This is a genomic window from Nocardia tengchongensis (assembly GCF_054781395.1).
In genome coordinates this window covers 654,652-670,989 of the sequence record NZ_BAAGUM010000015.1, presented here as the reverse complement: position 1 = coordinate 670,989, position 16,338 = coordinate 654,652, and the positions used below count along the sequence as shown (strand labels likewise).

The following is a 16,338-nucleotide window of genomic DNA, read 5'->3' as shown; positions in this document are numbered from 1 at the left end:
GGCCCCGCAGTGAGTCCTCGGTCTGCAAGAGTGCGGTGAAATGCGGTGAGCTGCATGGACTCCGACTTGCGGTTTGCTCGGAGATACCGAAAGGTTCGGGGACACAGACGATTCTGCTATGGTGGCTCCGCCGATTTCAGGATCGGCCGGACGACAAGAGAATTGATGAATCAAGACAACGCCGTGCTGCTTTCCTGGGTCCTCGCTGCCACACTCGTACTCGCAGTGGCAGGGGTGATTTTCCTGTGGCTGGCCTTGCGGGCCGAACGCGGGCGGGTCGCGGCCGTGCGCGAGGAACAACGAGACCGCGACGCCGCGATCGAGGCGATGATCGCGAATCTGACCGAGAACATCGTGCCCGCCATCGGTGCGGCGGTGCGCCGCTCTGATCCGGACAACCCGACGGTGAACCTGCCGATCGTGCTGGAACAGTCGCGCATCGCGGAACTGGTGTGGCAGTGGACCGCCCGCTGCGGCGAAGAGCTGCAGCAGGTGGCCACCGAGACCGCCGACCGGATCCGGCGCGAGGGCGCGACCGAGACCCAGCTCGCCCTCGCCCAGGCCGAATCCGCCCGTGATACTGCGATCGCTCAGGTCGAGGAGATGGCCCAGCTGGCCATCGCCCAGTCCGAGGAGGCCGCCCGGGTCGCCGTCGCACAGGCCGGTGAGAGCGCCCGCACCGCGGTCGCCGAGGCCGCCGAGGGCGCCCGCACCCAGGTGGAAGGCGCCGCGCGTGATGCCACCTCGGCCGCGGTGCGCGCCTTCGGCGCCTCGGTGGTGAGCTTGGGCGCCGACGTCAGCCAGGTGGTGAGCGCCGCGCTGCGCCGCCACCGCAACGACGAGACCTTCGAAACGCTCACCCGCATCGACCATTCCGTACAGCAGATGATCCGCCAGGCCCAGTCCTACGTGATCGTCTGTGGAGGTCTGCCCGGTCGTCGCTGGCCGCAGCAGACCCTCACCGACGTGGTGGGCGGCGCGACCGGCCGTGTGCGCGACTACACCCGGGTGCGTTCGGGCGACCTGGAGCGACCGGTGGTGAGCCGGGTGGTGGAGCCGCTGGTGCACACCATCGCGACGCTGCTGGACAACGCGCTGCGCTACTCGCCGCCGACCTCGTACGTGGACATCGGTTTCCAGGAGGGTCACCACGGCGTCACGGTGATCATCGACGACGCCGGGGTACGGATGAACCCCGAGCAGCTCGAGGAGACCCGCCGCGTGCTGGCCGGCGATCAGGTCGTCGACATCCACGCGCTGGGCCCGACCCCGCGCGTCGGCTTCCCCGGCGTGGCCGCGCTGGCCCGCCGCTACGGTTTCTCGGTCTACCTCGACGGCCCCAACATGTACGGCGGCATGCGCGCCATGGTGTTCATTCCCGAATCCCTGCTGGCCGCACCCGCCCCCGTGCAGCAGGTGCCCGTGCCCGTGCCCGCTCCGGCCCCAGCTCCGGTCCCGACTCCGGTGCCGGAGCCCACCCGGTTGCCCGCCCCCGATCCGGAACCCACTGTGGTCGCTATGGATTCGGTACCGCAAGACCTCACTTCCGGTGGCCTGCCCCGACGGCGCCGCCGCTCCGCGACGGTGTCCCTGGCGGCCACCGTCGGCTCGGACCCCGCGGATGCCACCGCTTCCGCGCGTCCCGATATCGCCGCTGCCTGGTACAGCGGCTCCCAACGCGGTCGAGCGGCCGCGTTCGAGCACTCCGAAGGGATGACATCGTGACCGGCACGCCCGCGACGGCACTGAGTGATACCAACCGGCTGGCCTGGCTGCTCGACGATCTCGAAGCCCCCGGGGTTCGCTTCGCCGTGCTGCTGTCCGAGGACGGCCTACGCATAGCCCACACCGGCGGTGTCAGCATCGACGACGCCGAGCGGTTCGCCGCCGCGGCGTCCGGTCTGCGGGCTCTCGGCAAAGCGCTCGCCGAGTTCTGCGGCGGTTCGGCCGGTAATTCGGTGCGCCAGAACATGACCGAGTACGCCGACGGGATGATCTTCATCACCGCCGCCGGAGCCGGTGCCCTGCTCGGTGTCTCGACCACCACGGACGTGGACGTCAGCCTGGTCGCGCATCGGATGAACGAACTGGCCGGGCGGGTCGGGCGCGAGCTCGGCAGTACGTCGCGGACCAGAGTGGATCTGCCGCGCTCATGAGCCGGCCGCGGCGCGATCCCGACCTGGTCCGGGCCTACGTGCGCACCGGCGGCCGATCGCGTCCCAGCCGGGCGCTGGATCTGGTCAGTCTGGTTGTCGCGGCGGCCGATCCGCCTCCCGGCGCGTCCCCGGACGCCCGCCGCATCCTGCAGATCGCCCGCCGCGGGGTGCTGACCCCCGCCGAACTGGCGGCCTACCTGGATCTGCCGCCCTCGGTGGTCAAGATCCTGGTGGTGGACCTGCTCGACAGCGGTCACCTGACCCATCCTGCCCCGGTGGAAGCGCTGCCGGGACAAGCTCTCTTGGAAGAGGTACTCCATGGACTCCGCGCTCTCTCCGCATGAGCGCGTCGTCGACTATGTGCCGGAGACCGTCACCCGCACCGTGAAGTTGCTGGTGGCCGGGCCCTTCGGCGTCGGGAAGACCACGTTCGTGGGCAGTGTGTCCGAGATCCGGCCGCTGCGCACCGAGGAGATCATCACCGAGGCCAGCGTCGGCGTCGACGACATGGCCGGGCTGCCGGACAAGACCACCACCACGGTGGCCATGGACTTCGGCCGCATCACCCTCAATCCGCAGCTGGCCCTGTACCTTTTCGGCACGCCCGGCCAGCGCCGGTTCGTGCCCATCTGGGAGGACCTGGCCGTCGGCGCGCTGGGGGCGCTGGTGCTGGTCGACACGCGCCGCCTGGACAAGGCCGACGAGGCGCTGTCGATCCTCGAGGAGCGCGGGGTGCCGTACGCGGTGGCCGTCAACGACTTCGACGGAGCGCCGCGCCATCCGCTCGAGGAGGTGCGCGAGGCCCTCGACCTGGATCCGTGGACGCCGCTGATGCGCCTGGACGCGCGCGACCGCAATCCCTGCCTGCAGTCGCTCATCACGTTGGTCGAGTATCTGCTGGAGCCGCGCGTCTAGCCGTATTTTCCACGGGCAGAACATCATTCGTGGTGAGAGGCTTGGCGCGCGGGGTCACGTGACGCATCTCGCAAGGACGGTCATGCGGCGCGGAATCTGCTGTACGGTGAGCGATTCCTGCAGGGTGAACTGAAAGAGTTTCGGAATGCCGTTTGCGAGTCGCGGATCCGTCAAGATCCACTACACCGATACCGGCGGGCCGGGGCCTGCGGTCGTGCTCGGCCACGGCCTGTTCATGGACCAGGAGATGTTCGCGCCGCAGCGCGCCGCGCTGACGCCCGACTACCGCCTCATCGCCATCGATTCCCGCGGACACGGTCTGACCGAGGACGACGACACACCGTTCAGCTACTGGGATCTCGCCCGCGACGCCTGGGCTGTCGTGGACGAACTGGGGCTGGACCGGGTCGTGGTCGGCGGTGTGGGGCACGGGGGCTACACCGCGGTGCGGATGGCCCTGTTGGCGCAGCCGCGCGTCGCCGGGCTGATCGTGGTCGGGTGTGGCGGCACGGCCATGACCCCGCAGCGGCGGGCCGGCTACCGCGAGGTTCTCGACCTGTGGACCAGTAGTGCCGCACCGGGACCCACCATCAAGATGGTCGGCTCGCTGATGATCGGCTCGACCGTCGCCGACCAGCGACCTTGGCGGGAGAAGTGGGCCGCCGCGCCGCGCGACCGCATCCGGCTGGCCGGGGAATGCCTGGTCAACCGGGACTCGGTGGTGGAACTGCTGGGCGACATCCACTGTCCCGCACTGGTCATGCGCGGTCTGGCCGATCAGGCGATCAGCGCCGAGCTGGTCGAGGAACTGGCCGCGGCCCTGGGCAATCCGACCCCGGTGCACACCATCTCCGCGGCCGCCATGACCCCCACCCTGACCCACCCCGACGAGGTCAACGTGCTGCTGCGCGACTTCCTCGACGCCCTGCCGTCGTGATCAGGCGCCCAGCAACCCGATGAACAGCTGATGCGCGGGGCCGGGCGCGGTCGCGCGGTAGCGCTGCACCCGCACGTCGAACACCGTGGCGGTGCGTGGATTTCGCAAGGTGAAGGTCGGATCGTGGCGGCCGATCGCGACGTGCCCCTCGCCCCACAACCGCCGGAAGTCGGGCTGTTCGCCGAGTTCGCGCAACAGTAGCTCGAGATTCGCGCGCTCCGGCGCGCCGGCCGCGTACGCGCGGAAGCGTCCCACCATCAACCGGGCCTCACGCTCCCACTCCTCGAGCACGATGCGCGAGCGCGGGTCGGTGAACATCCACCGCAGCACGTGCCCCTGGCGGGCCAGGCCGGGCAGCGCCTCGTCGAAAGCGCTGTTGCAGGCCACCACCTGCCAGCTGTCGTCGATCGCGGCGGCCAGATGCGGCAGCAGCGCGTCGAGCACCGTGCGCACCGCCGCCTGTGCCGCGTCACCGTGACGCAGCGCCCGCACCGACGACGCCGCCGGGCGCTGCTGGGCCAGATGGTAGAGGTGGACCCGTTCGGCCGTGTCCAGCTCCAGCACTGTCGCCAGCGAATCCAGAATGGCCGGACCGGGATTGAGCGCCTCACCCTGCTCGATCTTGGCGATGTAGCCCAGGCTGGCGTGGGTGGCCTCGGCCAGCTGCTTGCGGGTCAGTCCCGCCGGATAGCGCGCGCTCGCCCGCGCGCGTCGTTCGCGCACGAACTCGGCCAGCGTGGGCGCGCGCAGCTCCTCGGCGGTCAGCAACCCGAATTCGTTGTCGGCCAACAGCATCCCTTCGCGCACAGTGTCGTCCCCCTCACCCTAGGCGGCCGCACCGGCCGGCGAGGCACGCAACGACGACCCGGGGCGGCCGATCCCGGCGCTACCACCGCCGGTGGTAGCGGCGCAACATCCTGTTTCGCACAGTGGTACTCGCGAATTCACCTGCACCTGACTGGGGAATCCCAGCGGTTGCCAACGGGGGAGCGCGCATTCGATATTGGCGTTGCGAGGGTCGGCAATGACGCCGGTCGGGGAGTCGATGGGGGAATCGGCAATAGCGAGGAGCGGCACCGGAGATGGCCAGTAATTCATTGTCTCGCGACGAATCGGGTCTGCGGTCGCGCACGATAGTGATCGGCGACCGATCGTTCCCCTACTATTTCGGCCGCGACTGCGTCGCCGAGATCGGCGCGGCGATCGCCGAACTGCGACCCGACAAACTCGTGTTCGTCACCGACGAGGACGTCGCGGCCCGCTACCGCCACCACCTCGACACCCTGGCCGGATCGATTCCCGCACTGATCCTCTCGCATCCCTCCGGCGAATCGATGAAAACGCTGACGTGTCTGTCCGCGCACCTGGAAACCGCGCTGCGGGCGGGCATCACGCGCCGCTCGGTGGTGGTGTCCTTCGGCGGCGGCGTGCCCGGCAATCTAGCCGGGTTGATGGCGAACCTGCTGTTCCGGGGCGTGCGCCTGGTCCACGTGCCGACCACGACCATCGCGGCCATGGATTCGGTGCTCTCGCTCAAGCAAGCCATCAATTCCGGGGTCGGCAAGAATCACCTGGGCACCTATTACGCGCCCGAAGCCGTATTCACCGATGTCGAGCTGTTCACCACCCTGCCCGGACGCGAATTGCGTTCCGGCCTGTGCGAAATGGCGAAGAATTGCCTCGCGATCCAGCCCTCGGCGCTGGCCGGGCTGCGGGAGGTCATCGCGGCCGGGGATATGACCACCCCGAAATCGCTGCTGTGGCTGCTGGATGCGAGCATCGCCGCGAAATCGGCGGTCACCCGCGACGACACCTTCGAACGTCGCGAAGGCCTGGTGCTCGAATACGGGCACACCGCCGGGCACGCCATCGAGATCTGCGACCACCGGGCGCGCGGAGTGGCCGGACTTCCGCACGGCGCCGCGATTGCGCTGGGAATGCTGGTGGCCGCGCATATCTCGCATGCCCGCGGATGGCTGTCCGACGACGAGGTCAGCGTGCACTACGAGATCGTCACCGGATTGGGTGTGGAGCCCGCGCTGCCCGCCGCGGTCGGTGTCGACGATGTGCTCGCGGTGATCGCCGACGACAACAAGAAGGGGTATCTGCCGCCGCGACCGGACACAGTGCCGTTCGTGCTGCTGCGGTCGCTCGGCCGGCCCGAGCGCACCGGCGACCTGCCGCTGGTGCCGGTGGCGGTGCGCGAGATCCGGGCCGCTCTCGACGTCATCGCCCAGCAGTCGGCCGCCGCGCCGGTCGCGGTCGGGTAGTCGCGGCATGCTCGCACTCCACGGCGGCGCCCCGGTGCGCGCCCATCGGACCTGGCCGCGCTGGCCGCAATTCGACAATCGCACCGCGGCCGAACTGCTGGCGGCACTGCACTCGTCGCGCTGGTCGGTGACCTGGTACAGCCCGCGCGGCGGCAAGTCCCGGGAACGACTGTTCGCCGAGGCGTTCGCGCGCTACAACGGGGCCGCGCACGGGGTCAGCGTCGATCACGGCTCCAGCGCGCTGGTCATCGCGCTCGAGGCACTGGGCATCGGTCCCGGCGATGAGGTCATCGTGCCCGCCATGACCTGGGTCGCCCCGGCCACGGCGGTGCTGCGGGTGGGTGCGATCCCGGTGCTCGCCGACGTCGACCCCGACACCGGCTGTCTCACCGCCGACGAGCTGCGCGCGGTCGTCTCGCCGCGGACGCGGGCGGTCATCGTGGTGCATCTGGCCTGTACCGCAGCCGAACTCGACGACATCGTCGCGGTCACCGGCCAGGAGGGGCTCGCGCTGATCGAGGACTGCTCGCAGGCGCACGGGACGCGCTGGGCCGGGCGCTCGGTCGGGACCTTCGGCGCGATCGGGGTGTTCAGCCTGGGGGCAGCCAAATCCCTGGCCGCCGGTGAAGCCGGGGCCGCGATCACCGACAGCCACGACCTCTACGAGCGAATGCTCATGCTGCGCGCCGACTCTCGCGGATACACCGAGGACGCGCCCGGTGCGGGGGAGTACGAGCTCGTCGAACACGGCACCGTGATGGGCGCCAACTACTGCATGTCCGAACTCACCGCCGGCCTGTTGCTCGACCAGCTGGCGCGGCTCGACGACCAGCACACGATGCGCGAACAACGGGCCAAAGAGATCGAAGCCGGTCTGCCCGACATTCCCGGACTCGCCCCCATCCGGGTCCCGGCACCGGTGGATCGGCGCGCGGTCTACGAGTACGGAATCCGGGTGCGGCCCGGCACTTTCGGGGCCGCCACCGTCGATCAGGTGGCCGCGGCGCTCACCGCCGAACTCGGCACCCGGGTCTACCCGCCCCGCGATCCGCTGCACCGCAGCGTGCTGCTGCGCCCGCAGACCAAACCGCGCTTCGCGCAATGGTGGTCCGACGCCGCCGAACGCGCCACCGGGCGCACCTTCACCGGGGCCGACCACTACCGCGACCACACCCTGCTCATGCACCACAGCGTGCTCCTGGGCGAGCGCGGCGACACCGAGGACATCCTGACCGCGCTGGACAAGGTGCGCGCCCACGCCGACCAGCTCGCCGCGCACCCGGAACCGAAAGGCCTGACATGACATCCGAACTCATGGCCGACTGGGAGAGCCGCACCATCGACGGCATCCGCACCCGCCGGGCCGTCACCGCCGACTGGGAAGCGCTGCGCGGACGCTACGACCGCGCCTTCGGAGGCGTGAAGACCCACGACTTCGAGGCATGGAAGCAGCAGTTCCGGCTCGAGGACATCGCCGTCGTGGAGGACGTCACCGAGGACGGCGACCCGCGGATCGTGGGCACCGCGGCCATCATTCGCACCACCGTCACCGCGCCCGGCGGCGCCCAGCTCACCGTCGCGGCGTGCGCGCAGGGCATGGTCGCGACCACTCACCAGAAGCGCGGCATCTACGCCAAGGTGCAGGCCGAGCTGATGGCCATCGCCATGGAAACCGAAGCCGATGTGTTCGCCGCCATGCCCGGGCCGGGCGGCAGCTACGCCTACGTCGGCGTCACCACCCACACCCGGCATCTGTGTATCGACCGCGGACGAGCGAAACTGCGGGCGTCCGACGCGGATTCGGGGCGGGTGCGGGAATCGCTGTACGGCGATTCCATGGCGGAGCTACGCGGTGTCTACGCGCGCTGGCAGCGGGCCACACCCGGTGCGCTGGATCGCGCCGAGTCCTGGTGGCCGAGCTCCCTGGACCCGCGTGCCTTCGTCTTGACCCACCCGGACGGGTACGTGGTCTACGAGCTCGCCGGGGACACCGTGCACGTGCGCGACTTCTGCGCGCTCACCGTGCCCGCCCACCGCGAACTGCTGCGCTGCCTGCTCGGACAGGGCGAATACGCCCGCATCCTGCTCGACACCGCCGTCGACGACCCCACCCCGCTGCTGCTCGAGGACGCCCGCGCGGCCGCGGTGACCGGCGTCGACGCGGGCCTGTCGACCTGGATCCTCAACCTGCCCAAGGCCATCGGCGCGCGCGAGTTCCGCGGCGACTTCCACGGCGTGATCGAGGTGGCCGACCCGTGGGGACTGAGCGCGGGCACCTACGCCCTCGACATCACCGGCGGGCACGGCCGCTGGACCGCCGCCGAGGGCGCGGCCGCCGATGTCCGCATCGGCCCGCTCGAGCTCACCACCGCCTACTTCGGCACCCACAGCATCGGCGAACTCGAGCGCGCCGGGCGCGTGCGATCGCTCACCGCGGACGCCGCCGACACGCTCGACCGCGCCTTCGCCGCCACGCGGAAACCCTTCAACACCACCCCCTTCTGATCAGCCGAGGACTCACCGATGATAGCCACGCCCGCCGAACCCCGTCCCGCCCTGGCGCTGCCGGACGCCACGCCCTCCGTCTGCCCGGTCACCGGCGTGATCAGCTCCGGAATCACCCGCTGGACCACCCCCACCGGCGACTCGGCCTGGCTGGCCACCGGCTACGACCTGGTCCGCGACCTGTTCACCGACCCGCGTCTGGGGCGGTCGCACCGCACCCCGGATACCGCGGCGCGACTGGGGGAGTCGGCCTTCTCCGGCGGCCCGATCGGTGACTTCGACACCGAACTCGAAGATCACGCGCGCATGCGGACCCTGCTGCAACCGCACTTCTCGCCCAAACGCATGCGGGAACTGCGGCCGCGCGTCGAGCAACTCACCACCGAACTGCTCGACGCCATGGAGGCCCAGGGGTCGCCCGCCGACCTGCAGGTCGCGCTCGCGCTGCCGCTGCCGCTGCTGGTGATCTGCGAACTGCTCGGCGTCCCGTACGAGGACCGGAACCGCTTCCGCGACTGGGTGGACGCGGTCGGTCATGTCACCGACCGCGCCAAGGTCGAGCAGGGCGTGGCCGAACTGTTCGCCTACTGCCTGCACCTGGTCGGGCGTAAACGCCGCGACCCCGGTGACGACGTGGTGTCCCGCCTGTGCGCGGTCGACGGCGTCACCGACGACGAAATCGCCACCCACGCCATGGTTCTGCTGTTCGCCGGCCACGAAACCTCCGCCGTGCAGATCGGCGTCGGCGTCCGCATGCTGCTCGAGAACCCCGCCCAATGGCAGCTGCTGCGCGACCGCCCCGAGCTGGTCGCGACCGCGGCCGAAGAACTGCTGCGCGCCTGCGACGCCAGCAGCCTGCCGCGCTACGCCCGCCACGAACTCACCATCGACGACACCGACATCGCCGCCGGCGATCTGGTCCTGCTCGGGGTGGCCTCCGCCAACCATGACCGCGCCGCCTTCACCGACCCCGAGCGGGTCGACATCACCCGGCAGGAATCGGCGCACTTCCTGTTCGGCTACGGCCCCCGCTACTGCCTCGGCGCACCCCTGGCCCGCCTCGAACTCCAGGTCGCGTTCGGTCAGCTGGTCGCCCGATTCCCCACCCTCACGTTCGCCGTCGACCCCGCCACTCTGCGAGAACGCGACGATATCTTCACCGGCGGGCTCACCGCACTGCCGGTGCGGTGGTAGCCGAACAGCTTGTGCTGCTACCGATTTCCCCTCACAGAACCTCGGAAACCCGGTAGGCGACCCCGCCCTCGACAAGATAGCCCGAACCCACCGCCACGATGTCGTTCAACCACGAATAGCGTTCCGACCCGGTTTCGAACAGCACCGACGTGCGCCAGTAGTACTGGGCCGGGTCGATCGCCCTGTTGACGGCGGGATCCTTGACCGCAGTTCGCAATTCGGACGGGATGATCCACCGCCCTCCGTAACTCATGGACACCAGCTCGCCGTCGTCGGTCCGCAGCGTGAGTCGCACATCGAGATGCATGTTGCCGTCCGGCCGGAACACCGCCCAGTCCCCGCCGCCGGGCAGTACCTCCCCGCGAATCTTCGGTCCCTCGAAGCTGCCGGCCGCCACCCCGAACATCGTCCGGTGCCCGAGCGGCCCACCGATGCTCAACGGGGGATTCAAGTCCGCCACCAGATCGAACAGGAAGTCCGTCTCGACCGCCCCGACATCCTTGACCCGTGTGTCCATAGTCCGCACCGCTTTCGAATCATTGTGTCGCCGAACCACTTCGGCCTGCGATTCAAACTATACGTACGGTCGTATGTGATGTAAACGCCGAAGTTCGGGGGATCAGCGGTCCTGTGCGGTGGTGCGTTGGAAGGCAGTGCGGTACTCGCCGGGCGCGCAGCCGGTGTGGCGCCGGAAGAGTTTGGCGAAGGTTGCCGCATCCCGGTATCCGACGAGGTGGCTGATCCTGGCCACCGAGTGATCGGTTTCTTCGAGGAGCAGACCGGCCCGCCGCACCCTCGCCTGCTGGAGGTACTCCAATGGCGTCTGCTGTGTTTCGCGCGCGAAGCGACGCAGCAGGGTGCGCGGACTGACCCCGACGACCGCGGCCAGCGCGTCGAGGTCGTAGCGCTGGTCGAGGTTTCGATCGAGGTATCGCGTGACCTGCCGCGAGAGCTGACCACCGCGGCGAGCCGGGACCAGTCCCGGATCGACATAGGGCGTCTGCCGAGTCCGGGTGTCGTCGAGCAGCGTCACGCGCGCCGTGGTGCGCGCGACCCGGTCGCCGTGATGTTCACGCACCAGCGTCAGCGCGAGGTCGTACATGGCACTGAATGCGGCAGTGGTGATCACCTCCGCCGCGACGACCACCGTGCGCTCGGCGACAACGGTGACATCCGGGTACGTCTCGGCCAAGTCCGGTGCGTAGAGCCACGAGGTGGTCGCCTCCCGCCCCGCGAGCAATCCGGCTTCGGCCAGCAGAAACGCCCCGACGCAAATCGAGACCACCTTCGCCCCCTGAGCGCGGTGCTGTCGGATCGCCGCGATCTCCGGCGCCAATCGGGCTGCGACGCCGGCGAACTCCGGAGTGGCTCCCGTGTCGAACCCGGGAACAACCAGCACATCGACCTCACGCAGCGGTGCCACCGCCACCCGGATTCCGCCCGCCGCGACGACATGCCGCCGCGGCGACATCACGACGATCTCCGGCGGTTGCGCCCCCGGAGCAACATGCCCGGCGATCGTCAGCAGATCCGGAATCGCATAGATCTGCGATCCGAACGCCCCCGGATATGCCAGCACACCGACCCGCAACCGGCTCGCACCCGCCCCTGTGGCCAGATCACCCTCGTACATGGCGATCCAGCCTATGTGACAGTCCGCGTCAACGCCCTACCTTCCTTCCCATGGAGCCCGACGACACCCTGCAAGACTTCACCCGACGCGGTATCACCATCGACGCCGTCACCAAGATCGTGCACGTATCCGGCTCCGGCCCCGCCGTAGTCCTGATGCCCGAATTGCCCGGCATCAGCCCCGACGTAGCCCGCTTCGCCCGCTGGATCCGCGAAGCCGGCTTCACCGTCTACATGCCCTCCCTCTTCGGCATCGACGGCGCCTACCCCACAGTCGAACTCGGCAAGCAGATCTACGACCGCATCTGCGTCAGCGCCGAATTCCGCGTGCTCGCCGGCGCCGGCACCAGCCCCGTCGTGAGCTGGCTGCGCGGCCTGGCCCGCATCGCCCATCAGGAATGCGGCGGTCCCGGAGTGGGAGCGATAGGTCTCTGCCTGACAGGGAATTTCGCATTGACGATGACGCTCGAGCCGTCCGTCATCGCCCCGGTCGTCAACCATCCGTCGTTGCCCTTCGATGACCCCGGCGCACTGGAAATCTCATCCGAGGACGCCACGGCGATCGCGAGCCGGTTCGAACGCGATGATCTGCGAGCCCTGGGCTACCGCTTCGAAGGCGACAAATGGTGCGGGGCGGCCAGATTCGCCGCGTATCGAAATCTCCTCGGCGACCGCTTCGACGGCCGTGTCCTGGGTTCCGAGCATGCGAACCCAAGTCCGCCGCCGTTCTTCGCCCAGGTGGTCCGGACTCCGCACAGCGTGGTCACCGCGCACCTCGTCGACACGACCGGTCACCCCACGCTGGCGGCGCGTGACGAAATCCTCGCCTTCCTCGCCACCCGCTTGGCGCAGACCTCGCTGTGACGTGGGTCGGAGATGGCCCCTCGACGTGAGCGGGGCAACAGGCTAGGCTGACCGACTTATGAGTCAGTCTGCCTGTTCTGTGAGGACGGGCATGTTCGAGGAAGGGCCTCAATGCCTGAACTAGACCCGTTCACCGGCCGTACCGCCGTAGTCACCGGCGCGGCAGGAGGGATCGGCGCCGCACTCGCCGCCGAACTCGGCGCGCGGGGGATGTCGGTCGTGCTGGCCGACATCGACGAGATCGGAGTACGGCGGACCGCCGCGGAGCTGTGCGGGCGCGGAATTCGCGCGCTCGGCTACGGGGTGGATGTGTCGGACCCGGGATCGGTCGCCGAACTGGCCGCGGTCAGCTACGAGGAGTTCGGATCGGTCGAATTGCTGTGCAACAACGCGGGAGTGCTGTTGTTCGGGGAGGTGGCCGACGCGACGATCGGTGACTGGCGGTGGCTGTCGTCGGTGAACGTCGAGGGCATGCTCAACTGCCTGCACGCCTTCCTGCCCCGGATGCGCCAGACCACCGGGTGGCGGCATGTGATGAACACGGCGTCCACGCACGCGTTCCTGCCCGACACCGCCACCAGCGCGCTCTACAGCGCCACCAAGCACGCGGTCGTCGGCATCACCCTCGGATTGCGCCCCGAACTGGCCGAAGACGGGATCGGCGTGACGCTGCTGTGCCCGGGCCAGGCGGCCACCCGCATTCTCGACGCCCAGCGCAATCGGCCCGAGGGTTACGGGCGGCGCGCGCGGGAGCCGTTCGGCACCGGGGTAATTCCGCTGGCCATCGAACCGCACGAGGTAGCGCGGATCGCCGTCGACGGAATATTGCGCGGCGATCCACTGGTCTTCGCGCTCCCCGAATTCAGCCGCGAGACCTTCCGCGGCCAGGTCGAGCAGATGTGGCGGATGGCCGACGACGCGCTCGCCGATCGGGTCGAAACATCGTGCCCCGCAAGCGACTAGGGCGGGACCTGATGGACGACCAGCTCGCCCCCGTCGCCGCCATGACCACCCCCGAGCATGCCGCATCTCCCGACCGAGCAGTGAAACGGCTGCTGGCCTCGGTGCCGTTCGCCAGCGCCGCTTGGGGATTGGGGTTCGCCTTCTCCGGATACTTCTTCGCACTGCAGGTGCAGGCCGTGGACGCCGACGCCAAGGTCACCAATCTGGCCCTGGTGCAGGCGGCCGGGGCGGTGGCCGCCATGATCGCCCAGCCGCTGATCGGCGTGCTGTCCGACCGCACCCGCACCCGGGTAGGGGGCCGGTCCCCGTGGATCCTGCTCGGCGCGCTGATCGGTTCGGTAGGGCTGATCACCGCGGGGCAGGCGAACACCATCGCACTGCTCATGGTGGCGGCCATGATCATTCAATTCGGATTCAATACCCTGGCCGGTCCGCTCTCGGCGATTCTGCCCGACCGGATTCCGACTCCGTTGCGCGGCCGGTATTCGACATTGTCGGGCTTGGGTTCGATCGCTTCGGCGATTCTCGGTCCGGTCGTGGCCTCCTTGTTCGCCGACCGGATTCCGCTGGGCTATCTCAGCGCGACCGGTTTGATCATGGTGATCGTCGTGGCATTCCTCATGCTGAATCCCGAACCCGATAATCGTGGTGTCCCGCGAGCCGCATTCTCGGTGCGGGCCTTCTTCACCGCGCTCTGGGTGGATCCGCGCCGGCATCCCGATTTCGGCTGGGCCTTCCTCGGGCGGTTGTTCATCTTCGGCGGCTATTTCATGGTGCTGACCTATCAGCTCTATCTGGCGCAGGGATACATCGGGCTCAGTACCTCCGAGGCCGCCAAGGTGGTGCCGCTGATCGGCGTCGTCGGACTGCCCGGATTCCTGGTGGCGATCGCGGTGGCCGGGCCCTACTCCGACCGCATCGGCCGCCGCAAACCCCTGGTGCTGGTCGGCGGCCTGCTCGTCGCGGCGTCGACGCTGATCCCGCTGGCGTCCCCGACCGTCGCCGGGTTGTTCGCCTCCGGCGCGGTGACCACCATCGGCTTCGGCATCTTCACCGCGGTCGATATCGCGCTGGTCTCCGAAGTCCTGCCCGCCAAGGACGATTTCGCCAAGGACCTCGGCATTCTCAATATCGCCACCACGCTGCCCAGCGTGCTGGCCCCGGCCATCGCCGCCGGCATCGTGCAGCTGTCCGGAAGCTACGGCGCGGTGTATCCGACCGCCGCCGTGATCTCCGGCCTCGGTGCGCTCGCGGTGCTGCCGATCAAGAGCGTCCGCTGAGACGCCGCTCCACCTCTCCACTGCAACCCCCGAACGGATCCGCCATGGCTTCCTACGCCTCCTTCGACGCCACCGAACCCGCCGAGCGGGTGGAACCACCCGACCCGCGGCGACCCGGCTGGTCCTGGCGGACGGTCTGTTCGCTGGCCGCCCTCGTCGCCGTCGTCGAGACGCTCGCGCTCAGTTACCCGCTGATCCCGATGGTCGAGCCCGCCATCACGGCGCGCTTCCACACCACCGCCGCCGGCTGGGTCATGATGTCGTTCCTGATCGTCGGCGCGGCCACCGCACCGCTGGCCGGCAAGCTGGCCGATCTGCACGGCAAGCGGCGAATCCTGCTGAGCTGCCTGGCGATCGCGTCGGTGGGCGCGCTGCTGGCGGCGCTCGCGCCGAGTATGGGCACGCTGCTGGCCGGGTGCGGCCTGCTGGGGTTTCTGGTGCCGTGCCTGTTCCTGAGCTATTCGCTCGCCCGGGATGTCTTCCCGCCCAAGTCCGTCACGCTCGCGGTGTCCATCGTCACCGCGGCGGTCGGGCTGGCGGCCATACCCGCGCCGTATCTGACCGAACGACTGCTCGACGATCACGGCTACCGTACGGTCTTCGGGTTCCTCGGCCTCGCCATGGCCGGTTCGGCGGTGGCGGTGGCGCTCACCACCCGGGAATCGCCTGTGCGGCTGCCGGTTCGGGTGGGCGTGCGAGGCGCGCTCCTGGTGGGCGGCGGCCTGGCCGCCGTGCTCGTCGGGGTGTCGCAGGGGCCGGCGTGGGGTTGGGCCGCGCCGGCTACCCTCGCCTGGCTCGGCGTCGGAGTCGCCCTGCTCGTCGTCTGGCGGGTAACCGCGGCCCGGACCAGGGACGCGCTGCTCGACGTCCGGTTGTGGCGCGGCCGCGCCGTGCTGTGCACCGCCATCGCGGCCGGATGCGTTTATGCGGCAACGGGTTTGTACACCATTGTGCTGCCGATGCTGATCCGGACGCCCGCCATGCTGAAGCTGGGCTACGGATTCGGAGTCACCCCGACCGGTGTCGCGCGATATCTGGTGCCGATCGGGCTGGCGAGCGTGATCGGTGGCATCGCGGTCGGCGTGCTGGTGGGTCGCCGCCTGCTGCGGCCCGGATGGCTGCTGGCGCTCGGAATGTTCTCGACCGCACTGGGTTCGGCGCTCACCGCGTACGCCCACGACAGCGAGAACGTCGTGCTGATGTTCGCCGGTCTGGTCGGGCTCGGCACCGGGCTGGCCTACGCGGCGACGCCGAACCTGCTGATGGCGGCCGTGCCGCCCGGTGTCCAGGCGTCGACCGCCGCGCTGGTGAGCGTGTCCCAGACCGTGATTCCGGCGATCGGGCCGATCATCGCCTTCTCGGTCATGAACGGCTCCTATGTCGCCGAGTTGCCACCGTTCATCACCCGGATGCTCAATGGCGCGATCGTCTACACCGAGCGGGGGCTGGAGATCGGATTCCTCATCGCCGCGGGCATCGCCGTCGCCGGGCTGGTGTTCGCGTTGCTGGTGCCGCGCACCATCGAGCAGGTGAGCATCGAGGCGATCATGTCCGATCGCGCGATCACACCACAGCCGAGCTGACCCTGCACTCATATGGCACTGGCCGGAACGGAATCCGTT

Annotated in this window: 16 protein-coding genes; 13 read left to right on the top strand and 3 right to left on the bottom strand. The window is 69.3% G+C overall.

Going from position 1 to position 16,338, the window contains the following annotated elements:
- Positions 1 to 225: 225 nt before the first annotated feature.
- The 5 genes from ACYVKL_RS29735 to ACYVKL_RS29715 all read left to right on the top strand — a co-directional run bounded on the left by ACYVKL_RS29735 (position 226) and on the right by ACYVKL_RS29715 (position 4,008).
- Positions 226 to 1,725, top strand: coding sequence for an ATP-binding protein (locus ACYVKL_RS29735; RefSeq protein WP_379166453.1), 1,500 nt, complete (start codon positions 226 to 228; stop codon positions 1,723 to 1,725).
- The gene (locus ACYVKL_RS29730; protein WP_213555641.1) at positions 1,722 to 2,156 is read left to right on the top strand and encodes a roadblock/LC7 domain-containing protein; all 435 of its coding nucleotides are present in this window, start codon (positions 1,722 to 1,724) and stop codon (positions 2,154 to 2,156) included. Before ACYVKL_RS29735 ends, ACYVKL_RS29730 begins: the two co-directional genes overlap by 4 nt.
- Positions 2,153 to 2,500, top strand: a complete 348-nt coding sequence (locus ACYVKL_RS29725; protein ID WP_379166451.1) for a DUF742 domain-containing protein — start codon at positions 2,153 to 2,155, stop codon at positions 2,498 to 2,500. Before ACYVKL_RS29730 ends, ACYVKL_RS29725 begins: the two co-directional genes overlap by 4 nt.
- Complete coding sequence (locus ACYVKL_RS29720; protein WP_213555643.1) at positions 2,475 to 3,071, top strand: GTP-binding protein; 597 nt, start codon at positions 2,475 to 2,477, stop codon at positions 3,069 to 3,071. Before ACYVKL_RS29725 ends, ACYVKL_RS29720 begins: the two co-directional genes overlap by 26 nt.
- A 145-nt stretch (positions 3,072 to 3,216) precedes the next feature.
- A complete protein-coding gene (locus tag ACYVKL_RS29715) occupies positions 3,217 to 4,008 on the top strand; it encodes an alpha/beta fold hydrolase (protein WP_379166450.1) in 792 nt (263 codons plus the stop codon).
- On the opposite strand, the gene ACYVKL_RS29710 is transcribed toward ACYVKL_RS29715, so the two are convergent.
- Positions 4,009 to 4,815, bottom strand: a complete 807-nt coding sequence (locus tag ACYVKL_RS29710; RefSeq protein ID WP_379166449.1) for a helix-turn-helix domain-containing protein — start codon at positions 4,813 to 4,815, stop codon at positions 4,009 to 4,011. It lies immediately after the preceding gene.
- 275 nt (positions 4,816 to 5,090) lie between these two features.
- Between ACYVKL_RS29710 and ACYVKL_RS29705 the strand changes: the two genes are divergently transcribed.
- The 4 genes from ACYVKL_RS29705 to ACYVKL_RS29690 are packed head-to-tail and all read left to right on the top strand — an operon-like array spanning position 5,091 to position 9,977.
- A complete protein-coding gene (locus ACYVKL_RS29705; RefSeq protein ID WP_379166448.1) occupies positions 5,091 to 6,278 on the top strand; it encodes a 2-deoxy-scyllo-inosose synthase in 1,188 nt (395 codons plus the stop codon).
- Between the two features lie 7 nt (positions 6,279 to 6,285).
- Complete coding sequence (locus tag ACYVKL_RS29700; RefSeq protein WP_379166446.1) at positions 6,286 to 7,581, top strand: DegT/DnrJ/EryC1/StrS family aminotransferase; 1,296 nt, start codon at positions 6,286 to 6,288, stop codon at positions 7,579 to 7,581.
- On the top strand, positions 7,578 to 8,783 hold the full coding sequence (locus ACYVKL_RS29695; protein ID WP_379166445.1) for a GNAT family N-acetyltransferase: 1,206 nt from the start codon (positions 7,578 to 7,580) through the stop codon (positions 8,781 to 8,783). The genes ACYVKL_RS29700 and ACYVKL_RS29695 overlap by 4 nt, the downstream gene beginning before the upstream one ends.
- Positions 8,784 to 8,801: 18 nt before the next feature.
- Positions 8,802 to 9,977, top strand: a complete 1,176-nt coding sequence (locus tag ACYVKL_RS29690; protein WP_379166444.1) for a cytochrome P450 — start codon at positions 8,802 to 8,804, stop codon at positions 9,975 to 9,977.
- Between the two features lie 31 nt (positions 9,978 to 10,008).
- On the opposite strand, the gene ACYVKL_RS29685 is transcribed toward ACYVKL_RS29690, so the two are convergent.
- Together ACYVKL_RS29685 and ACYVKL_RS29680 are read right to left on the bottom strand one after the other, a co-directional pair.
- The gene (locus tag ACYVKL_RS29685) at positions 10,009 to 10,494 is read right to left on the bottom strand and encodes a DUF3237 domain-containing protein (RefSeq protein ID WP_379166443.1); all 486 of its coding nucleotides are present in this window, start codon (positions 10,492 to 10,494) and stop codon (positions 10,009 to 10,011) included.
- Between the two features lie 102 nt (positions 10,495 to 10,596).
- Positions 10,597 to 11,610 (bottom strand): GlxA family transcriptional regulator, encoded by a 1,014-nt coding sequence (locus ACYVKL_RS29680; RefSeq protein ID WP_379166442.1) that lies wholly within the window; start codon positions 11,608 to 11,610, stop codon positions 10,597 to 10,599.
- 50 nt (positions 11,611 to 11,660) lie between these two features.
- Here ACYVKL_RS29680 and ACYVKL_RS29675 point away from each other — a divergent pair, with 50 nt between their 5' ends.
- The 4 genes from ACYVKL_RS29675 (at position 11,661) to ACYVKL_RS29660 (ending at position 16,299) form a co-directional block, all read left to right on the top strand.
- Positions 11,661 to 12,473, top strand: coding sequence for a dienelactone hydrolase family protein (locus tag ACYVKL_RS29675; RefSeq protein ID WP_379166441.1), 813 nt, complete (start codon positions 11,661 to 11,663; stop codon positions 12,471 to 12,473).
- Between the two features lie 111 nt (positions 12,474 to 12,584).
- Entirely contained in the window at positions 12,585 to 13,436 is an 852-nt protein-coding gene (locus tag ACYVKL_RS29670) for an SDR family oxidoreductase (protein WP_379166440.1), read from the top strand.
- A gap of 11 nt (positions 13,437 to 13,447) precedes the next feature.
- Positions 13,448 to 14,716, top strand: a complete 1,269-nt coding sequence (locus tag ACYVKL_RS29665) for an MFS transporter (RefSeq protein WP_379166439.1) — start codon at positions 13,448 to 13,450, stop codon at positions 14,714 to 14,716.
- A 44-nt stretch (positions 14,717 to 14,760) separates the two neighbouring features.
- Positions 14,761 to 16,299, top strand: a complete 1,539-nt coding sequence (locus tag ACYVKL_RS29660) for an MFS transporter (protein ID WP_379166438.1) — start codon at positions 14,761 to 14,763, stop codon at positions 16,297 to 16,299.
- Positions 16,300 to 16,338: the final 39 nt, after the last annotated feature.